The sequence below is a fragment of the Furfurilactobacillus milii genome, from assembly GCF_021654115.1.
GTDB lineage: Bacteria > Bacillota > Bacilli > Lactobacillales > Lactobacillaceae > Furfurilactobacillus > Furfurilactobacillus milii.
This window is the reverse complement of the sequence record NZ_JAIWJF010000006.1, coordinates 1-16,439: the sequence shown is the minus strand read 5'-3', so window position 1 is coordinate 16,439 and position 16,439 is coordinate 1. Positions and strand designations below refer to the sequence as shown.

Annotated in this window: 32 protein-coding genes and 1 pseudogene; 4 read left to right on the top strand and 29 right to left on the bottom strand. The window is 41.6% G+C overall.

Annotated features, from left to right (window positions below):
- Positions 1–6 precede the first annotated feature (6 nt).
- The 24 genes from LDK34_RS08190 to LDK34_RS08075 all read right to left on the bottom strand — a co-directional run bounded on the left by LDK34_RS08190 (position 7) and on the right by LDK34_RS08075 (position 12,605).
- Complete coding sequence (locus LDK34_RS08190; protein ID WP_236941683.1) at positions 7–1,290, bottom strand: PBSX family phage terminase large subunit; 1,284 nt, start codon at positions 1,288–1,290, stop codon at positions 7–9.
- Positions 1,283–1,774, bottom strand: a complete 492-nt coding sequence (locus LDK34_RS08185; RefSeq protein ID WP_236941682.1) for a terminase small subunit — start codon at positions 1,772–1,774, stop codon at positions 1,283–1,285. Before LDK34_RS08185 ends, LDK34_RS08190 begins: the two co-directional genes overlap by 8 nt.
- Before the next feature lie 407 nt (positions 1,775–2,181).
- Positions 2,182–3,270 carry a HigA family addiction module antitoxin gene (locus LDK34_RS08180; protein ID WP_236941681.1) on the bottom strand — a complete coding sequence of 363 codons (1,089 nt, stop codon included), beginning with the start codon at positions 3,268–3,270 and terminating at the stop codon, positions 2,182–2,184.
- Positions 3,263–3,598, bottom strand: a complete 336-nt coding sequence (locus LDK34_RS08175) for a type II toxin-antitoxin system RelE/ParE family toxin (RefSeq protein ID WP_236941680.1) — start codon at positions 3,596–3,598, stop codon at positions 3,263–3,265. Before LDK34_RS08175 ends, LDK34_RS08180 begins: the two co-directional genes overlap by 8 nt.
- A 190-nt stretch (positions 3,599–3,788) precedes the next feature.
- The gene (locus LDK34_RS08170; protein WP_236941679.1) at positions 3,789–4,196 is read right to left on the bottom strand and encodes an ArpU family phage packaging/lysis transcriptional regulator; all 408 of its coding nucleotides are present in this window, start codon (positions 4,194–4,196) and stop codon (positions 3,789–3,791) included.
- A 208-nt stretch (positions 4,197–4,404) separates the two neighbouring features.
- Positions 4,405–4,569, bottom strand: a complete 165-nt coding sequence (locus LDK34_RS08165; RefSeq protein ID WP_236941678.1) for a hypothetical protein — start codon at positions 4,567–4,569, stop codon at positions 4,405–4,407.
- A gap of 12 nt (positions 4,570–4,581) precedes the next feature.
- Positions 4,582–4,857, bottom strand: a complete 276-nt coding sequence (locus LDK34_RS08160) for a hypothetical protein (RefSeq protein ID WP_236941677.1) — start codon at positions 4,855–4,857, stop codon at positions 4,582–4,584.
- Positions 4,841–5,095, bottom strand: a complete 255-nt coding sequence (locus LDK34_RS08155; RefSeq protein ID WP_236941676.1) for a hypothetical protein — start codon at positions 5,093–5,095, stop codon at positions 4,841–4,843. The genes LDK34_RS08160 and LDK34_RS08155 overlap by 17 nt, the downstream gene beginning before the upstream one ends.
- Positions 5,092–5,520, bottom strand: a complete 429-nt coding sequence (locus LDK34_RS08150) for a RusA family crossover junction endodeoxyribonuclease (protein ID WP_236941675.1) — start codon at positions 5,518–5,520, stop codon at positions 5,092–5,094. The genes LDK34_RS08155 and LDK34_RS08150 overlap by 4 nt, the downstream gene beginning before the upstream one ends.
- Entirely contained in the window at positions 5,520–5,918 is a 399-nt protein-coding gene (locus LDK34_RS08145) for a DUF3850 domain-containing protein (RefSeq protein ID WP_236941674.1), read from the bottom strand. The genes LDK34_RS08150 and LDK34_RS08145 overlap by 1 nt, the downstream gene beginning before the upstream one ends.
- A gap of 3 nt (positions 5,919–5,921) precedes the next feature.
- Entirely contained in the window at positions 5,922–6,149 is a 228-nt protein-coding gene (locus LDK34_RS08140; protein ID WP_236941673.1) for a hypothetical protein, read from the bottom strand.
- The gene (locus LDK34_RS08135) at positions 6,142–6,600 is read right to left on the bottom strand and encodes a hypothetical protein (protein WP_236941672.1); all 459 of its coding nucleotides are present in this window, start codon (positions 6,598–6,600) and stop codon (positions 6,142–6,144) included. Before LDK34_RS08135 ends, LDK34_RS08140 begins: the two co-directional genes overlap by 8 nt.
- On the bottom strand, positions 6,597–6,800 hold the full coding sequence (locus LDK34_RS08130; protein ID WP_236941671.1) for a hypothetical protein: 204 nt from the start codon (positions 6,798–6,800) through the stop codon (positions 6,597–6,599). The genes LDK34_RS08135 and LDK34_RS08130 overlap by 4 nt, the downstream gene beginning before the upstream one ends.
- A 132-nt stretch (positions 6,801–6,932) precedes the next feature.
- Entirely contained in the window at positions 6,933–7,184 is a 252-nt protein-coding gene (locus LDK34_RS08125; protein ID WP_236941670.1) for a hypothetical protein, read from the bottom strand.
- Complete coding sequence (locus LDK34_RS08120) at positions 7,181–7,348, bottom strand: hypothetical protein (RefSeq protein ID WP_236941669.1); 168 nt, start codon at positions 7,346–7,348, stop codon at positions 7,181–7,183. Before LDK34_RS08120 ends, LDK34_RS08125 begins: the two co-directional genes overlap by 4 nt.
- A gap of 12 nt (positions 7,349–7,360) precedes the next feature.
- Positions 7,361–8,002, bottom strand: a complete 642-nt coding sequence (locus LDK34_RS08115) for an N-6 DNA methylase (protein WP_236941668.1) — start codon at positions 8,000–8,002, stop codon at positions 7,361–7,363.
- A gap of 100 nt (positions 8,003–8,102) precedes the next feature.
- Positions 8,103–8,327, bottom strand: coding sequence for a hypothetical protein (locus tag LDK34_RS08110; RefSeq protein WP_236941667.1), 225 nt, complete (start codon positions 8,325–8,327; stop codon positions 8,103–8,105).
- A gap of 2 nt (positions 8,328–8,329) precedes the next feature.
- Positions 8,330–9,193 carry an ATP-binding protein gene (locus LDK34_RS08105; protein WP_236941666.1) on the bottom strand — a complete coding sequence of 288 codons (864 nt, stop codon included), beginning with the start codon at positions 9,191–9,193 and terminating at the stop codon, positions 8,330–8,332.
- 11 nt (positions 9,194–9,204) lie between these two features.
- The gene (locus tag LDK34_RS08100; protein WP_236941665.1) at positions 9,205–9,885 is read right to left on the bottom strand and encodes a DnaD domain protein; all 681 of its coding nucleotides are present in this window, start codon (positions 9,883–9,885) and stop codon (positions 9,205–9,207) included.
- A gap of 108 nt (positions 9,886–9,993) precedes the next feature.
- The gene (locus LDK34_RS08095; RefSeq protein WP_236941664.1) at positions 9,994–10,881 is read right to left on the bottom strand and encodes a PD-(D/E)XK nuclease-like domain-containing protein; all 888 of its coding nucleotides are present in this window, start codon (positions 10,879–10,881) and stop codon (positions 9,994–9,996) included.
- Positions 10,781–11,827, bottom strand: coding sequence for a recombinase RecT (locus LDK34_RS08090; RefSeq protein ID WP_236941663.1), 1,047 nt, complete (start codon positions 11,825–11,827; stop codon positions 10,781–10,783). Before LDK34_RS08090 ends, LDK34_RS08095 begins: the two co-directional genes overlap by 101 nt.
- Positions 11,827–12,159 carry a hypothetical protein gene (locus LDK34_RS08085; RefSeq protein WP_236941662.1) on the bottom strand — a complete coding sequence of 111 codons (333 nt, stop codon included), beginning with the start codon at positions 12,157–12,159 and terminating at the stop codon, positions 11,827–11,829. The genes LDK34_RS08090 and LDK34_RS08085 overlap by 1 nt, the downstream gene beginning before the upstream one ends.
- Entirely contained in the window at positions 12,152–12,313 is a 162-nt protein-coding gene (locus LDK34_RS08080; RefSeq protein WP_236941661.1) for a hypothetical protein, read from the bottom strand. Before LDK34_RS08080 ends, LDK34_RS08085 begins: the two co-directional genes overlap by 8 nt.
- Positions 12,303–12,605, bottom strand: coding sequence for a hypothetical protein (locus tag LDK34_RS08075; RefSeq protein ID WP_236941660.1), 303 nt, complete (start codon positions 12,603–12,605; stop codon positions 12,303–12,305). The genes LDK34_RS08080 and LDK34_RS08075 overlap by 11 nt, the downstream gene beginning before the upstream one ends.
- Before the next feature lie 196 nt (positions 12,606–12,801).
- Here LDK34_RS08075 and LDK34_RS08070 point away from each other — a divergent pair, with 196 nt between their 5' ends.
- Positions 12,802–13,239, top strand: a complete 438-nt coding sequence (locus tag LDK34_RS08070; protein WP_236941659.1) for a hypothetical protein — start codon at positions 12,802–12,804, stop codon at positions 13,237–13,239.
- Here the strand turns inward: LDK34_RS08070 and LDK34_RS08065 are convergent.
- From LDK34_RS08065 to LDK34_RS08045, 5 genes are read right to left on the bottom strand one after another with little or no spacing between them, the layout of a single operon-like run.
- Positions 13,211–13,405 (bottom strand): hypothetical protein, encoded by a 195-nt coding sequence (locus LDK34_RS08065; protein ID WP_236941658.1) that lies wholly within the window; start codon positions 13,403–13,405, stop codon positions 13,211–13,213. The two genes, LDK34_RS08070 and LDK34_RS08065, sit on opposite strands and share 29 nt — an antisense overlap.
- Complete coding sequence (locus LDK34_RS08060) at positions 13,402–13,614, bottom strand: hypothetical protein (protein ID WP_236941657.1); 213 nt, start codon at positions 13,612–13,614, stop codon at positions 13,402–13,404. The genes LDK34_RS08065 and LDK34_RS08060 overlap by 4 nt, the downstream gene beginning before the upstream one ends.
- Position 13,615: 1 nt before the next feature.
- A complete protein-coding gene (locus LDK34_RS08055; RefSeq protein WP_236941656.1) occupies positions 13,616–13,903 on the bottom strand; it encodes a hypothetical protein in 288 nt (95 codons plus the stop codon).
- Positions 13,904–13,944: 41 nt separating this feature from the next.
- Entirely contained in the window at positions 13,945–14,703 is a 759-nt protein-coding gene (locus tag LDK34_RS08050) for a BRO family protein (RefSeq protein ID WP_236941655.1), read from the bottom strand.
- 16 nt (positions 14,704–14,719) lie between these two features.
- Positions 14,720–14,923: an XRE family transcriptional regulator gene (locus tag LDK34_RS08045; protein WP_178942814.1), complete on the bottom strand. Its 204-nt coding sequence runs from the start codon at positions 14,921–14,923 to the stop codon at positions 14,720–14,722.
- Positions 14,924–15,177: 254 nt separating this feature from the next.
- Here LDK34_RS08045 and LDK34_RS08040 point away from each other — a divergent pair, with 254 nt between their 5' ends.
- From LDK34_RS08040 to LDK34_RS08030, 3 genes and pseudogenes are all read left to right on the top strand, one after another.
- A complete protein-coding gene (locus tag LDK34_RS08040; protein WP_178942815.1) occupies positions 15,178–15,504 on the top strand; it encodes a helix-turn-helix domain-containing protein in 327 nt (108 codons plus the stop codon).
- Position 15,505: 1 nt separating this feature from the next.
- The gene (locus tag LDK34_RS08035) at positions 15,506–15,916 is read left to right on the top strand and encodes an ImmA/IrrE family metallo-endopeptidase (RefSeq protein ID WP_178942816.1); all 411 of its coding nucleotides are present in this window, start codon (positions 15,506–15,508) and stop codon (positions 15,914–15,916) included.
- Between the two features lie 30 nt (positions 15,917–15,946).
- Positions 15,947–16,439, top strand: a pseudogene (locus LDK34_RS08030) (hypothetical protein); the annotation flags it as partial.

Here is a 16,439-nt window from a genome sequence, read left to right as displayed (position 1 = left end):
ATTCACCTAGATTCCTAAATTTCTCAACGCGGCTGCCTGTTGTGCGTGGCTAACCGTGTTGGTCTTGATTCGGTCAATATCGTTGTTCAATGCATAAGCCGTTGAATCAATCGTGTGGTCGTTACCATCCGGATAACCAGCCTTAAAGTTGCCATTACCGTCACGTGCCAGTTCGTAACCACTGAACTCCCGTGCGGCATTCGGACAACGAATCGGGTCAATCACGATTTGTCGTAAATCCTGTAACCACTTGTAGTTATGGTCACGCGAACCCGGGCCTTTGATTGCACCGACAATGTTCAAACCCAAGTCGTTAAACTCTGCAATTGTTCTTGGTTCACGGTCAGAGATAATCTGGTCGTTCATCGGATTCAACTTCTGAATGGCGGCAACCGCTTCACGGTTCGTCATCCCCACCTGATAAATCTCATTGTAGATATACAAAACTCTACGTGTTGGGTCATAATTCTCCAACATATAGGCAATTGGGTCATGTGCGAAACCATAGTCAAGACCTTGTTTAACGTGGTCAAAGTTGGCAATCTCATCATCAGATATTTCGCGTAAGTCAAGATTAGTAAATACTTCGGCACCAGTACCCGTGACTTCGCCCAAGTATTCATGGTCATAAGCCTTTGGATTGTCCTTTTTAAGCTGTTCAGCATCCGCTATGAACTCTTTACCCAACCACTTAGGATTCACGGACAAGTAGTCTGAACTATGCACCAGCGTATCCTTACGAAACTTCTCATGGGTTACAGCCTGATTAACCCAGTTGTTTTGACTTGCCGGCGGGTTGTACGTATAAAATGTAATGATTCCTGAACCACCACGGTTGAGTGATTGGTTAATACTCCGAATTTCAGAGGTTCCTACAAACTCGTCAGCCTCTTCATAATGTTTGTACTTGGTAAATCCATGGCGAAACTTCTGTGACTTAATTTTCTTAGGCTTATCAGCACCCTTGAAACGTATTTGCTGACCGGTGGGGATGTACGTCAGTTGCAATGGACTAGTTGACGTCGCCCACAAGTGACTAACTTCTAATGCGTCGATGGCCCATAAATACTGGTCATAGACAGACTCACGCATGGTACCGAATACCTTACGTAGCACAACGGCGTTGGCATCTGGATCAACCATTAAGCCGAGTACAATCTCCAGTGAAACAAATGATGACTTAGTAGAGCCACGGCCACCTTTCAACCAATAATTCGAGTGTTTGTGGTGTTTAACGTCTTGATGCAGTCCATAAAAAGAAGGCGCGATAAGCTGGCTTAGTTTAGCCATCCTCATCAACACCTTTATCTGGAATGTCATCAGTTATCGTTACTGGACCAACACGTGCATTAATCTCCTGACGCTCCGTGAACAACTTGTAATACTTACCCAAGTCCTCTAACGCCTGCAACTGTGAGCCAGTATCAGGGGCTACTGTGGTCTCGGTATCATACTCAATCACAGGGTTGCCATTATCATCACGTTTCGTTTTATCAATGCGCTTAAACGCCGTTGTGGTCGGTGTGCCACGAGCAATGTTAGTCAAACGTTCAATGACCTCTTCTTGGCTCATTTTTTCGTTCAGTTTGAGTTCACTGAGGCGTGTGGCGAGATATGCCGACACGTTAACATTGGTTAACAGACGACTTGCAGCCGCACGCTGTGTTGCATTCGTTTTTGCCGCATATCCAGCCTTACGATAAGCGTCCGCTGCATTCAATGTTTGCAAATACTCATCCGCAAATTTTTGCTGCTTTTCTGTTAATTTTGCCATAATATCTCACCACACTTTCTATAAATAAAATTTCTCAAAATGATAGGGCTTTGTATTCAGGCGTTGCACTTGCATTAACTTCGCCTTGCTTAAAAATAGTTTAGCTTGTGCAGTCAAAACAGTGGGCTGCTTTTCATTACCTGTCCTCCGTAATCTTTTGCAGACCGCACCGTCTACACTGCCAGCATTGGTAGCGTTGACCATATGAATGCATAATACCCATGTCTTCCATGTTGTGACCAAACACTAAGCAAATGAGTTTACTGAGCATAACTATCATCCTTTCCAAAACAAAAACGGCTAGTCACAATGGCTAACCGCTTTGTCCAACAATTTGTTTTTAACGACTTTTAATGAACATTCAAAGTAAAAAAACTAACAGGCATTAACTGTATTGATATTCCATATCAGCAAGCAAAGTTCTTCAAAACTTTGTACTTTGTTTTCAATTCATTAAATGTTGAATAATCGATAATTTCATCTGATTGCAGTCGTCCAACCACAATGCTTGGAATTACACCCATTTCATTTGCAAAATTTATAATAGACTCTTCCGTAAATATTCCACGACCAATAAAAGAACTATAAGCATTTGGTGCAATGAAAAAATTGGCAGCAAATTCGTCTGCCTTTTTCTCTTTTTTCTTATATCCCTCTTGATCATCGTAGTCAGAAAAAAAGTCTTCATAATAAATATGACCAAGCTCATGAACAATTGAGAACCAGATGGCATCTGCCCATTTATTTCTGTCAGTAAATAACAAAAGGACACTACCATTTTTGAATCTCTTTGTTGCCCCATTAAGTCGAGCACCCGGCATGTTTGGTATAGCTACTAGCACAATGCCACACTCTAATAAAACATTTTCTAACTTGGGGAAAAAAGATCCCGGTGATTCTAAATTTAATTTTTTTATATAAGAAAGTTTTTGCTCTAATTTTTCTTTACTATATTTAATATTAGATTTATTTCTAGCCTCATTCGTAGCCAGTTCTAACATTGTATTAGAAACCACAATAGACTTATCATCATGATCCGTCTTTACGCGTCGATAACTAACCGCTGGATTAAATTCAGCTAACTTTGATAAATTGGACACTTTCAAAACTTGTCGTAACTTTTGAATTTTTTCATTAATTGTATATCGTCTATCTTCAAAAATTTTACACTTCTTTAAATAAGCCGTATCTATGTCATTTGCTACAGCTATTTCATCATTAGTCTGAGCATTTTCTATTTCTTGCACTTTTGCATCATATCTTGCTTGTAGATTTAGCCAAGTTTGAACAGAAACACCAGTAACAGTGGCTAATTTGCTGGCGGTTCCTGGACTAATACCATCCTCATGATTAATTATTCTGCTAATAGTTTTACTGGAAATTCCAATTCGACGTGCAAACTCATCTTGAGTAATGTTTAAATCATCTACGATTTCAGAGACGTAATTTCCAGGGTGAAAACTAATTAAATCTTTATACACTAAGTCTTTACTCATAGTGATTACTAACCTCCTCAATCTCCATTATCGTGATGGTACTTGCTTCCGAAAAAACATGCGTTTTAGGAGCATCAAAACTACAAATAATCCGGTAGGAGTTATTTCGACCATTCACATCCATAGCGTATGTACCGCTACGTTCTCCTTTTAAATCATGGAAATGAAATGGTGGATAATTAATAACAGATTGTAAATTATCAGCAGCTTCGATGAAGTTTATTTTCCTAAAAAGATTTTTAGCAGTGATTGCATCAAAAGCTCTTTTAGCGTCTTTCAAAGAGGTACATTGTTTTTTAAGCTTTTCGTTTCTATAATTGATGTCCATTCAACGCACCGCCATCGCGAAATTACCTATTCGGTAATTTCATACTACCAGCATCTACACTCTCGGTCAATTATTAAATCACTATAAAAGCCCCCCATAAGTGGGCGGCTTCCATTAGCTATTTGATGTTACCAATATAACCCCTGTAAACGGTCTGTGATTACGACAGTATGCCAATAACCTTCCGATTTTATGCCAATGTTTTCAGTTGCTCGTAAATCTCACCTTGTTTGTAACCTTCTGCGAACCTGAGCAACGCTCGTCGTTTGTAAAAGGCATACCGTGAAGATTGATAGCCAAGATGAGCCATCACTTCCACATCAGAATACTCGGCTGGATCAACATACAAATCGAATAACACTTGCTTACTCTTGTTGTCGCACAGTTGGATGGCCAACAGAATGTCTCGTAACTCATTCTCTGCATCTAACCTCTTAGCCATTCGCTCTTCTACATGATTGCTGTACGATGGCGGCTTAGGCTGTGCATCGAATACTGGTGACTTTAGTTCTGACATTCGTTTACCTGCTGCACGCATCAGCTTGCCGCACTTACTTAGTTCGTGCTTAGCCGCTTGAATCACCGCATCCTCATTCACATTCCCCGCCATCCTTTGCTATAATGAGTTGTTGAGTTCATATAGCGATGGCTGTGTTCCCGTGATTGGGGATGCAGCTTTTTTTGTTTGGTTTAGCGTTTTGAAAAAGCTAAACCTCTTCATCCATTCCATCAAGTTCAGTCTGACCGTCAGCTTCGCCATCATCAGTATCTAGTTCAGTCTGAGCAGGCATCATCGTAATACCAACTTATGAGCCTTGTGCTTGAACGAGTGAGGCTACTTCACCAGATAAATCCTGTGTTGGTGCTTCCACACGTAGCACAGCAATCTTGCCATCTTTTCGTGTCTTGAATTGCACGTTTGCTAATTCACCTTTGAATGAGAAACTGTTGTCCTTTAATTCTTTAGCCATGATTATTTCCTCCTAGAAAATATCCTCTTTAGTTTTAAATCCATCTAATATCTTTGAAATACGATTCTCGCTATTTTGTAGTTCTTCCAAGTATTTATCCAAAGTATCCACTAGAATGCTTCCACCGGTCGCTGAACGTCTCCTGTACTCCATCAAAGCCATTCGAACATTCGGATAGTAAGTTTGAGTAGATGAACCCTTTTTGCCACGACTCTTTTTATTCAAAATGATGTTGTAAGCGTCGTTTGTAATACTGTAAGTATCGTCAATCTTAATGTTGAGTGCCATTGACCACACCTCCCATCGTTAATTCGTGAATGATTTGGTTCTTTTCGTCAGCCGTTAATATTCTGAATGCTGTAGCCAGGTAATAATCTTCATCGCGTACATGCCCAGAGTTTATTTTCCAAAGCTTGTTATTGGCCCATGTAATCGTTCTGAACATATCACCGTTATGATCCTGCAAACCATCGGCCAAGAAATTGAACAAAGCTGTTCGATAACGCTCATGATCTATCGGTCTCATACCAGTTCACCGTCCAATGTGCTGACCGTCATTTCAACTCTCGGATTGTCGCTGTAATACTTGTTGCACGTCATCTCAACAATTTGTGCATCATCGACCCAAACAATTCCTGTGCAGGCATCTGTGACTGCCTTGTAGTAATTATCAATGTCACCTTTTACAACTGGTCGATGGTCACCATTCAAGCGTCGTTGACGTTCAACCTTTGATACTGATGTTTGAACTGGTCGATACACGCTCAAATTAACTTTGATAGCGCCATCCATTGGTGTGCCTGCAAACTGCATCTTAGCAGCCGTGGCCACCATTTTTTTGTACTGCTTACTGGTCTTCGGATCATAAGCAGTGACGAAGTTACCTCGTCGTGCAAACTTTGGTCGACCCTGTGGCACTGGCGTACCTTTCACAATGATTGTGGCTTCCATCATTCCACCACCTTAATGCTCATCGTGACGTAGCCTGACTTACAGAATTCTTTCTCACTGTCCGTTCGTCCGAAAACATCTAACACTTTGACCATTACTTGATTCTTGTCACGACTGCCGTTATTGACGTAGTAACCCTTGTTGCGGTCATAGTCCTGCAACAACAGATAGTCGCCCTTTTGATAATCACGATCATCTTTGCGACACTCCCATGTTTTGATGCCCATTTGAATCTTGCGTAGATAATCGTGGTCAATCTTTAACTCATGCGTCATGGCATGAAGTGGGTCAGCTCTTCCACTCATTTTCTTTGTCCTTTCTCTGTAAATGTCACCAATTAACATTCCACATAACACTCCGATTGCTAGTGCGATGGTGACGTAATAACTAATGTCCATAAGCTACAAATCCTTAATGTCTTTTATTGGACCCAACGGTTCTTCGTGCCATTTTGACCAGTGCCTTACTAAACTACCCACAAAACTGATTCGCTTCTGTTGACACCAGAGTTCGAACTTTGCCGCCCAGTTTACTGGTGTGACAATCCGATAATGCATTTCAAAGCTAATTGCTTGTCCGTGATCATCTACCATGCTGCTAATACTCGTATGATTTAGATTTTTATTCATCACTCACCAGCTCCTTAGCCATGTCGATTGCCTGCGCGATAGCAGGCGACTGAACGTCTTTCAACATTTCGATTTCTGAATCTGTGAACCAATACGATTTGTCACTACGCCAACGGTGATCTGACATTGTTGAAATGTATGGTCCCGTTGCTCTACGCCAAGCTGAAATTGTTTCAGATCCATCAACACGATTGCCCCACGGGATAACCCATTTGCGTTCGTCCTTGCGATTCTCAGGCTTGGTTTGCAGGTAACTGTTGATCAATGACCATTGCTTGGCTGTTAGGGTCTTATATCCAAGACTTGTTAAATCAAACGCCACACTAGGCTTTTCGTCGAATAATCCAATATCGATGACTAAACCGTCTTTACTAAAAGTTACAGCCGTTCTATTTAAATCGAACGTGAAGCCCTCTTCGATCATCTTTTTACCAAATTCACTCGTTTTCATGAGTCATATTCCTTTCTGATTCTCAGAGTTACGTGTTTGCCCAGAAATAATGCATCCACGAGATTTCTAACAAGGTTCTTGGCTTCATCGTCTGACAAATCCAGTTCACCAATATTGTTTGTTTTGCCAATATTCAGATCGTGATTACCGTCGGTGTCATCATCTGTCCATGTAAACATCGATAAATATTTAGGTTTCATTTCTCGTCACCATCCATCAATCCACCTATCAAATCGGCCATCGCAAACTGCCTTGCTGTTGGACAAATTGTCTGTTTCAACGATTCATGCAGTTTGTGTCGCATGGTCATCCCCACTCTGATGAAATATCTATTAATCATTTGGCACCAGCTTTCTGCCGCACATTGGGCAATAACGAATATCGCATCCGCTTTGATACCCCATATCTGGCGCATTTGCCCAAATGTCTAAAGTGGGCACGCCATTGTAGTCTAGAGATAGACCAGCCCCCATTGCATATATAGAGTCCGATGGGTCAAAATGTTCACGCAACAAACTTCGTTGACTTGTACCTGTTACATCAAGAATCGGTGTCAACTCACGTTGCGCTTTCGTTTCAGTCAAAAGTAGCCACCCTTTCCATCTTCAATCATCGGCACAATCAGCACTTCATATCCGACTGGCTTATTTTTCTGAATTTCAATGGCTTCTTCATAAGTCAGGAAATCTTGATTCCAAGTTTCACCTTCACCATAAAATTGAGCCCGCCACTTATTTTCGTTATTCATCTTTGCCACCCCTTATCCTAAAAGTTCCATTTGTTCGTTAATTTTATTTTCCGGGTTGTAGCACGCAGGTGTATACAACGTCTGGATAGCTTTGCCTTTGAAAAAATCTTTGACCTCACAACGTGCCTTAACGTTAAGCAAAGAGAGCTGCACATAACAAAGGCGTAGAACAGTCTTGTCTAAGTCGCTGCACGAAATTTGTAATCTCTTTTCGTAATCGACACCTTTTTCTTTTAAATAAGCTATTTCGCCAATTACTAACGACCCGGTACCACAAGTTGGATCACATACTGTTAACGTATCTGAATCTTCATCGATTAACCCTGCCATGAGTGACGAAACGTAAGACGGAGTAAAGAATTGATCCATGTCATTTTTATTCGACTGATCCTTTTGAATTACCTCCCCCAAAAAGTCATGGGGGTTTTCTGCTAACGCTTTTCCTGTAATTGCCAAGCATTGAATAAACTTTTCTAACTCAATGGCTGAGTATTTCCGTACAACTTCTAAATAAGATGCCTCCTGACTCTTATCGAAGACGCATGCATTACTGATTGAAGTTGATGCCATGATGGCAAAGTCATCCCAGAATGAAGCCGTTGACAGCTCAGCCTTTAGGTTTAAAAACTGTTTTTGCTTTGAGATTTCTTTCATGAACTACTCCCACATTTTTAACAAATCTATTCATCTTTGCGGCCATCCTCTAACCATCTTTAAACTACCGTGCCTATCTACTACTCTCTATTGTTCAGGTTCATTCGTCCTTTCGTTGAATCCGCATCGTGAAACTATCAAACGTGCTGTCGCTGGTTGCCTGTACTTCGTGAGTGAAAACAGCATCTTGTAGGTAGCCGAACTCGTAAGTAATCAGGTTCATGAACAGCTCTAGTGCAATCGTTTCCCTTTCAGGATTAACTCCGCTTTCTTGTACGATTCGAAAGAAACGGCTTATCTCCTTGTCAAACTGCGTCGTGGTCATTGCTACACTTCCAATCCGGTTTGCGTTGGTCTGTTTCGATGATCCTTAATACCTGTAAAATCAATGGTATTGTTAGGATCCTTTGAGATTAATCGACTGATCAGTTTGCCATCGTAAGCCATCTTTAGACGTTCACCGCTTAGATTGGTCGTCACAATTGTGGTTTTACCGGCACGTGCATCAATCATTCGAAACATCCATTTTTGTGTGAATTCACTGGCCGTTTTTCTCTTATCACTTGTGTTAAACACTGACTCTGACCCAAAGTCATCAAGAACAAGCACATCCACCATTTCACAGCGTTGCTCCAACTTTGTGACTTGGTCTTTTTTTGTTTGGTCATCAGATGTTGAAGCCTGTAACTCCCACTGACTCATTTTGGCGATTGAAACAAACATGCAGCTTAATGCTGGTTTTGCGTTGTCATGAATGTAGTTAAGAATCGAAACAGCCATGAACGTTTTGCCACGACCAGGCAAGCCAGTAAGTGTCGCATTAAACTTTTCATGCTTGATCGCAATCCGATACGCCATTGCTACTGCTGCATTTCGAACTTTGTTTTCCTCGACAGTCAAGCCTGTTTTGTGCTGGTCAAAGTTATGATCCAGTACACCTTTTTCAGAATAGATAGACCCACGATGTAAAAAGTCGGCTTTGCTACGTTTAAACCAGTCATTTGTCACAGCCATATCAGCACGTTGTTGATGCTCAGCCCACCACTTTTTATAGTCGTCGCTATCTTTTGGCAACATTGTCATTGCCAAATCATCAGTAGGCGCTGTAATTCCTTTGGCTTTTAATACCGCAACCGCCTTGTTGTAATCAAAGCCACCTGCTGCAGTCTGTAAATCTTTAAAGTCTGACATGCTACCACCTCCTAGAATGGTAAGTCGTCTGATTCATCGCCTTGTGGTTGGCTAAATGCACCATCCTGTGGGCGATGTGAAGCTTTGTAAGCTTCAACATCCTTGGCAGATAGAACCTTGTTATCCTGCCAGCTATGCATAACTGCGCGTGCATATGACCATTTACGGACGTTGTTGTTCAACGCTTCTTGTAAACCAAGAACAACCATGTGCTCTGGTTCAGGCGAACCAGCCGTCGTAAAATCCTTAATTTCCTCATCAATGTTTTGAATCTGAAAACCACCTAATTGACCGAAACCGCCTTGCTCGAAAAAGTTGAAAACTTTCTGCCTATCCGTAGTAGTTGTTCCTTCTTGTGCATTATTGGCATTCTCTGCATTATTGATTGTGTCGGTTGGCTGTCGGTTAGATGTCGGTTGGTTGTCGGCTGGCTGTGCACTTTGCTGATACTCGTCCCAGTGAACTACTGATATGACGCTGTATCTGTTGTTCGATTTGATGTGCAACATTTCTGCGTTTTCTAATTTTTTTAAGCTTCTCCATACAAAATCGCTGTGCACTAGCTGTGCAGGTTTGGCACCTCGGTTCATCTCAATCGTTAGTGCGTTGCGGCCTGTGACGAATTCTCCGCTGTGCACGGTGATCTCCTGACCGTTAAAAATCATTCGATTTCCGGCATGTGATGCTTTCATTAAACAGAGCGTCCACAATTTGTAGAGATTGGCATCCGACCAAACAAAAGAGTTTTGAACTTTGCGATATAGTTTTATCCAGCCTTCGTTAGCCAATGCTCTGACCTCCTATTCAGCTAGAATCTCGCCAACATCAATCGCTGACGTAATCGTTTTGTGCTCACGACAATACTCACAGTGTTCGCAAGCTTTTGGTGAAACTTCACCGGTCATGACTTGTTCAATATGGTCAATGTGTTCCTTGATCCAGAGCTCTTCTGGTTCTAGCCAGTAAGAACTTGGACTAATCAGTTGAACGTCACTCGGTGTTTGCTTACTAACGGCCCAGATGAAGCACTTGAACGGCTTGCCATACTTTTGTTCAAGCAGTTGGCTGTAAACCCACATTTGTGGCAAGTAGTCACGTGCTCTAACAAAATCAACCATGCCACGATACTTGTCAGACCATGAACGTTTGCGAATATCATCCACAGTCTTGTAGTCCATGAAGAATCCTTGTTCAACGTTTAGTGCGTCAATCTTGCCCTTCCAGTCGTAACCGAATAGTTTGCCGGTTACGATAACCTCGTGCTCACAGGTGTTATCCATGTTGGTGAACAACTGCTCGTCACATAAACGGTCAATCATCTGCTCGCCAATCTTGAAGTTAGCTTTTAGATGGCCTTTGCTGGCACCCCGTGTACTGATAATTTTTGGATGCTCGTCGATGAACTTTCGGTGTGCCTCGTCACTCTCAAAAAACGAATGAACGAAGTTACCAACTAACAATGCGTCCTTGTTTGACTGTTCGTAGTCGCCTTTCAACAAAGCTAGTTCAGCAGCCTCACACGCCATCATTTGCTTGAACACTGATGGTGACATGTACTGAAAGTCAGTGTCGTGGTCGTAATAGTTCTTATGATTGAGGGTTATCATGCTGGTTAAAGATGTCGCCTTGATGTGTGACTGGTTCTTCGTCTTCGTGGTCGATGACAACGTTGTGTCCGTCTTCGTCAACTGTCTCAGCCCCCTTTGATGATTGACTATTTTCGTAACCGTCGATAATGTCCTTAGCGGTTGATGATGGCTTAGCAGCCTTGCTAGTCACTGCTGACTTAGCGCTAGGGTTGGCTGACTTTTCAGCCGACTTTGCTGTGCTTACTGGTTCTGATGATTGACTAGCGGCCGATGGTTCTTGTGACTGGTTGCTTGATTGGAAACCGTCCAATAAGTCTTGTGTGCCTTTGGATTCTGCCGCCGGTGTAGCGTCCCTACGATTGTCATTGCCGTATTCATCAGAAGTCGTGTCATTGACTGCCTGAACAAACAGGTCACTGTCGTCACTCGTGTTGATAAACAACTTGGCTGCACGATTGATTACCGTCCGCTTAGCCATCTCATCCGGATACTCTCTCTGAACCTTCGTTGTTTTAGCGTGTGACCATGAGACATCAATCTGTTTCTTTGTCATGATGGTGAATGACTTTGTACCGTCGTCCTTTTCGATGACACAGACGGCATACGTGATTGGCTTATCCAGATCATCAACATGCATTTGCCATTTAGTTACAACGACTTGCTCCCCTTCAGATGCAACATCAAAGTCATTACCTTGCCGGACCACATAGGCCTCAATGCTTTTAACACCCTTAAGTCGTTTAACAACTGCCATAGATCCCATGTACGAACGTGTCAGTGAACATGTCTGACCATATGGGATGAAATAGCATTGATTTTTGGCAGGTGATAAGCCTTGAATTGTCATGTTTAGTAGAGCCTTATAAACCGATTCAGGCGTACACTTGTCTATCATGGATGGGCCATTAGATGTATCTGCTAGGATTAAGTAAGCCGAATTCAATGCGTTCCCGACTGAGTAGTTAGCTGGTAGTGTCAGCCCTTGCTCGGTCTTCATTTTTTCAATACGGTTTGAAACCTTTGCTACAATTTCGTTTTCTGCCATTAAGCCGCATCCCCTTCGTTTGCCACAGTTGCTCCAATGTTTTCAAGCAACGTATCAGTTCCAATAAAACTGTCGCTGGTTAGCCATTCGAACACATCAGCAGCCGATACGTTCTCAATAAGTTCAGCCACAGTGTCCGCTACCTTGTTGTGCTCAACGACCATCAGATACAGCCACTTGTCCTTGTCTTCATCAGTAAAAAGCTCTCCGTGGTACATCCATACTTTTTGATAGGTGTAGGTCATGTCACCCTTGTAGTCGGTGCCAAACTCAGCACGGTTATCGACTGGATCACCAGCCATATGGTTTTGTAAATCTCGGGGGTTAGTCATTTGATTCATCCCCTAACAAAAGCTTGATGTGGTCAGTTACTTGACCATAAAGATTTGTGAGCAGTTCTAGTTGAGCTTGTTCACCTGTGCTTAACCACTCGCCATCTTTTTGTGACTTAGTAATTAATGGCTCACGTGAGTCACTAATCATCATCAGGGAACCGAACGACTCTTGTAGAGCTGTTCTGTTTTTTACTTGTGCCAACATTGTTTTTGCCTCCGTTAATTTTGTCTGTGCGATATTTTTCAATTTTGATTCTTAAGGCATTGAGAACGTTCAACGCTGTGAGTGAACTGCCCGTCATCATCTCGCTGGAATATTTGAGATTAAGCAGTGGCTCACGTTGCTCATCAATGATGGTTAGTACATCGTCCAAAGTGCCGTTCTCAGCTTGTTTGACTACTTTCCTTAACACTTGTGGGCTAACCGTTCCAACGTCGTCCATTTGCGTTCCCTGCCTTTCTGATAGATAATGTTCTCGAATAATTTATTTCTAAGTGACCGATTGGCATTGCCGTGCTGATCGGCCTTTTTGTGTGGCTGCATGCTCTGCAAACCTGCTAGAGCTAACTTTTCGTTCGTGGTGTCACCTTCCTTCTATGAGATACTTGAGTCATCCCAATTAATCGAGGTGAGAAAACATGAATCTAAACGAGACTAAATTGTTTGTTTACGGTCTTGGAATGATATACAAAGACGAATTCGTTCAAAAGAATCTTGTATTCAAGGCCGGTAACAAACACGTAACCGCAGACTTCTTTGATAAGAGCCACGATACCGATGCCCCCTTTGGAATAGATGCCGAAAAGTATTCTTTTAGGAAAGCCTTCATTGACAAATACCTACCATCTGATGAATTTGGTGACAGAAAAACCTACTGGAAACATCATTTGCCTGAACTCTTTCCAAGCTTAGAAGCCTTTGTCGGCGAGATCCTCCCTAAAATCAGCATGCCCAACACGCCAGTTCAGAATGTTACGTTTTTGGAAGACGATCTTAATTTCAAAGATTTCTACCTTTTCGGGAGCAACACCAGTTTCGAGCCAGTAGCTATCTTGAATAGTGAAAACGTGGAGTAAAATTTTTGATATGGTCTAAGGTTCGATCAAGCTCAGTAATCGTTTGCTGGGCTTTTTCTATTTCTCTGACTAATTCATCCCCATTATCTAGAACTAAGGAAATTTTAGGTTTATGCTCCATTGCCGTTTCACTGTCTACTTCAGTGATAATTACGTCTTTACTCATTGTTCTTTCCTCCCTGTCAGCCTTAGTGCTGGCTTTTTTTTGCCTTGTAACTCTCGTAAGTCGTGCTTCAATGTTTGGATCGGATGGATGTGCTTCCAGTGGTCAAACATCGTGCGACGATTGTTTTGTACATAACGTGTGCCGTAGCCAGCCAAATAAATTGCTACTGACCACAAGATGAATCCTGTTAACTCGTATGTGACTGTCATGCTAGATACCTCGCTTCATGTAGACATCGTGATACCACTGCGACCATTCAGGATTGAGCCAGTGATACCCGTTAGGTTCTTTCTTAAATAATTTCAGTTGAATTACTTCTGGATCCGTCGTGAACTTTTTTAAGAACGTGGCGCTGTCCGAATAGTTAGTTACTTCCATTGCTTGTTTGGTGCTGATGCAAGCACGAAGATATGGAATACGTTGCTTAAAGACCGCTATTTCTTTAGCAACACCAATCTTCACTTTTGCATCAATAATTGAATCTACTGAATCTGTCATAGTGTTCACTGCCTTAATATTTGTTACTGACTAAGTTCAAGTTAGGCACCTTGCTCCAGCAATAACTTGAATGTTGCTCTGCCTTTAGGTGTGATAAGTGTTTGGATAAATGTCTTGTCCGTCCATTCACTTACTGACTCACGATATTCAAACAAGTCATGATCATACTTTGCGTAGTGTTTTAACTGTTTGTTGCGTCCATTATTTCGGTACACGTATTTGTGCTCTAACAGCCAATTAATGAATGCTTTCTGACCAATGTGTAATTCCTTGGCCGTGTCGCGGAAGTTAGTTAACAGGTTTCGTTCAACCAAGTCATCGAAGTAATCAACTTTCGGCTGCATCAACCGCTTTTCTTCATTCAACTGCTGAACCTCTGCTTGCGATTCCTTGTACCGAGTCAAAATCTCAATCATCGTGTCTGGATTGCTCAGCAACTGTTCAACCTTGGCTGGCTCCATATACATCCCCTGCTCACGAATGGATGGGAGGACCACACTAGTTACCCAGTGTTTGAACCGTCTGGCTGATGGAAGCTTGCTGCCAAACACCAATGAATAAACGCCGGACTCGTTAACCCAAGTTGGTGTCTGCTGACGTCCCAAACTATCTGTTACAGACGGGGTTCCGTTTTGGACCCCCATCTTGTCCTCTGAACCAACATGATCTCGAACGGCTTTGGAAGGGTTTGAATAACCAAGTACAGTGGCAACATCTTTACCAACAAATACAGGCTGTCCCTCTATAAATGAGGTTCTGACATCAAATCCTTCAAAGACAAAATTTTGTAATTCGTTCATGTGCAATCACTCCTTTCTATAAATCCAGAACTTTGTAAATCTTGGCACGAATCTCAATTGATTTAGGACTCATGTCAACATGAATAGCTCGGTTGAGTTGCACAGGTTTTTCACCAATTAAGTTAGCTAGTTCTACTTGTGTCATGTGCTTCTTCAACAAGCCAATCTTGATAGATTCAGTAATTTGTGCAGCTCCAGCAGCCAAATCCTGTTCGGTCATCGATGTCGCTCCTTTCTGTTATTAATTTATCAAGTTGTTGACCATAATTATCCAAAGTGATAATATAAGTGCATAACAAATAGCATAAGAAATGTGTTTACAACATCGCCCCTTCAAAGTTTTGTTGCAAGCCGCTGTGTTTTCTTTTGCTCAATTACTTGATGAACATATAATAATCTAATTGGATAATATTTGCAATGGTTTTAATCTAATTAGATAATTTGATGTCATCAATACACACTTGGAGTATTGATATGACAACGTTAGAACGTATAAAAGAAATCTCAAAAAAGCGAGGCTGGTCACTACAAAAAACGGCGGAGGAAGCTGGAATCGGTGTCAACAGCATCTATAAGTGGAATAAGCAGACTCCCAGTATCACTTCATTAACGAAAGTGGCAGATGCATTAAACGTTTCTGTAGATTACTTGCTCGGCAAATCAACCGCTCTGCAAACTAAGCCTGACACTAAAAAGTCTGTCGATATTGCAGATGACGATGTAATCATGACCTACGAAGGAAGACCGATACCACCGGAAGACTTGGAGTATATCAAGCGAATACTAAATGGTGGTAAGTAGTATGGATAATTTAATTACACAGTTGCTTAACTATGCCCTGTTCAACAAACATATTGCTGTACACACAGCTAGTCTTTCACCAAAAACTCCCTGTGCGGCCGATCCCAGCAAGCACACTATTATTATCAATACTAATTGGCATACAAAAAAAGAGCTACCTTTGCAGATAGCTCACGAAATTGGTCACGTTTTAAACGAAGATGAAGGCGTTCTGTATTATTCCACCACTGCTTCTCACAATTCTATTGAATACGCCGCTAGCCAAACCGGCATTAATATTCTAGTCAATTTGTACTTTAAGGACGTTCCTGCAGGTGATGCTAATTTAAACACGTTCGTTAAGCAACTAGCAATACCATCTTACATGGAACCATATACCGAAAACTGCATTAAACACTTTTACAACAAATGATACTCTGTCCAAATACTTAAAGGAGTTCTCATGCAAAACCGAAAAAAGACTATTAAGCAATTGCTTATTATAACTACTATAGCTTTTACTTTTACATTTTTTAACGCTAATTTTACTAAAGTTCAAGCTGACAGCTGGTGGAATTATCCATCAGGATGGTATCTATGGTCTGATTCTGGGAATTATTGGAAGACTGGCTGGCAATGGAACAATAATAATTGGTATTACATGCAATCAAACGGTCAAATGCAAATCGGTTGGCAATACTATAACGGGTACTGGTACTACCTTGATGGTAATGGTGCAATGTTAACTGGTTGGCAATACATCAACGGTAAATGGTATTTATTCAATAGATATGGATCAATGTTTACCGGTTGGCAATACTATAACGGATACTGGTACTACCTTGATGGTAATGGTGCAATGTTAACTGGTTGGCAATACATCAACGGTAAATGGTATTTATTCAATAGATATGGATCAATGTTTACCGGTTGGCAATACTATAACGGATACTGGT

Coding starts and splice junctions, on each gene's coding strand:
- LDK34_RS08190 (WP_236941683.1), bottom strand. CDS start 1,290: ATGGCTAAACTAAGCCAGCTTATCGCGCCTTCTTTTTATGGACTGCAT.
- LDK34_RS08185 (WP_236941682.1), bottom strand. CDS start 1,774: ATGGCAAAATTAACAGAAAAGCAGCAAAAATTTGCGGATGAGTATTTG.
- LDK34_RS08180 (WP_236941681.1), bottom strand. CDS start 3,270: ATGAGTAAAGACTTAGTGTATAAAGATTTAATTAGTTTTCACCCTGGA.
- LDK34_RS08175 (WP_236941680.1), bottom strand. CDS start 3,598: ATGGACATCAATTATAGAAACGAAAAGCTTAAAAAACAATGTACCTCT.
- LDK34_RS08165 (WP_236941678.1), bottom strand. CDS start 4,569: ATGGCTAAAGAATTAAAGGACAACAGTTTCTCATTCAAAGGTGAATTA.
- LDK34_RS08160 (WP_236941677.1), bottom strand. CDS start 4,857: ATGGCACTCAACATTAAGATTGACGATACTTACAGTATTACAAACGAC.
- LDK34_RS08155 (WP_236941676.1), bottom strand. CDS start 5,095: ATGAGACCGATAGATCATGAGCGTTATCGAACAGCTTTGTTCAATTTC.
- LDK34_RS08150 (WP_236941675.1), bottom strand. CDS start 5,520: ATGGAAGCCACAATCATTGTGAAAGGTACGCCAGTGCCACAGGGTCGA.
- LDK34_RS08145 (WP_236941674.1), bottom strand. CDS start 5,918: ATGGACATTAGTTATTACGTCACCATCGCACTAGCAATCGGAGTGTTA.
- LDK34_RS08140 (WP_236941673.1), bottom strand. CDS start 6,149: ATGAATAAAAATCTAAATCATACGAGTATTAGCAGCATGGTAGATGAT.
- LDK34_RS08135 (WP_236941672.1), bottom strand. CDS start 6,600: ATGAAAACGAGTGAATTTGGTAAAAAGATGATCGAAGAGGGCTTCACG.
- LDK34_RS08130 (WP_236941671.1), bottom strand. CDS start 6,800: ATGAAACCTAAATATTTATCGATGTTTACATGGACAGATGATGACACC.
- LDK34_RS08120 (WP_236941669.1), bottom strand. CDS start 7,348: ATGAATAACGAAAATAAGTGGCGGGCTCAATTTTATGGTGAAGGTGAA.
- LDK34_RS08115 (WP_236941668.1), bottom strand. CDS start 8,002: ATGAAAGAAATCTCAAAGCAAAAACAGTTTTTAAACCTAAAGGCTGAG.
- LDK34_RS08110 (WP_236941667.1), bottom strand. CDS start 8,327: ATGACCACGACGCAGTTTGACAAGGAGATAAGCCGTTTCTTTCGAATC.
- LDK34_RS08105 (WP_236941666.1), bottom strand. CDS start 9,193: ATGTCAGACTTTAAAGATTTACAGACTGCAGCAGGTGGCTTTGATTAC.
- LDK34_RS08100 (WP_236941665.1), bottom strand. CDS start 9,885: ATGAAAGCATCACATGCCGGAAATCGAATGATTTTTAACGGTCAGGAG.
- LDK34_RS08090 (WP_236941663.1), bottom strand. CDS start 11,827: ATGGCAGAAAACGAAATTGTAGCAAAGGTTTCAAACCGTATTGAAAAA.
- LDK34_RS08085 (WP_236941662.1), bottom strand. CDS start 12,159: ATGACTAACCCCCGAGATTTACAAAACCATATGGCTGGTGATCCAGTC.
- LDK34_RS08080 (WP_236941661.1), bottom strand. CDS start 12,313: ATGATGATTAGTGACTCACGTGAGCCATTAATTACTAAGTCACAAAAA.
- LDK34_RS08075 (WP_236941660.1), bottom strand. CDS start 12,605: ATGGACGACGTTGGAACGGTTAGCCCACAAGTGTTAAGGAAAGTAGTC.
- LDK34_RS08070 (WP_236941659.1), top strand. CDS start 12,802: ATGAATCTAAACGAGACTAAATTGTTTGTTTACGGTCTTGGAATGATA.
- LDK34_RS08065 (WP_236941658.1), bottom strand. CDS start 13,405: ATGAGTAAAGACGTAATTATCACTGAAGTAGACAGTGAAACGGCAATG.
- LDK34_RS08060 (WP_236941657.1), bottom strand. CDS start 13,614: ATGACAGTCACATACGAGTTAACAGGATTCATCTTGTGGTCAGTAGCA.
- LDK34_RS08055 (WP_236941656.1), bottom strand. CDS start 13,903: ATGACAGATTCAGTAGATTCAATTATTGATGCAAAAGTGAAGATTGGT.
- LDK34_RS08050 (WP_236941655.1), bottom strand. CDS start 14,703: ATGAACGAATTACAAAATTTTGTCTTTGAAGGATTTGATGTCAGAACC.
- LDK34_RS08045 (WP_178942814.1), bottom strand. CDS start 14,923: ATGACCGAACAGGATTTGGCTGCTGGAGCTGCACAAATTACTGAATCT.
- LDK34_RS08040 (WP_178942815.1), top strand. CDS start 15,178: ATGACAACGTTAGAACGTATAAAAGAAATCTCAAAAAAGCGAGGCTGG.
- LDK34_RS08035 (WP_178942816.1), top strand. CDS start 15,506: ATGGATAATTTAATTACACAGTTGCTTAACTATGCCCTGTTCAACAAA.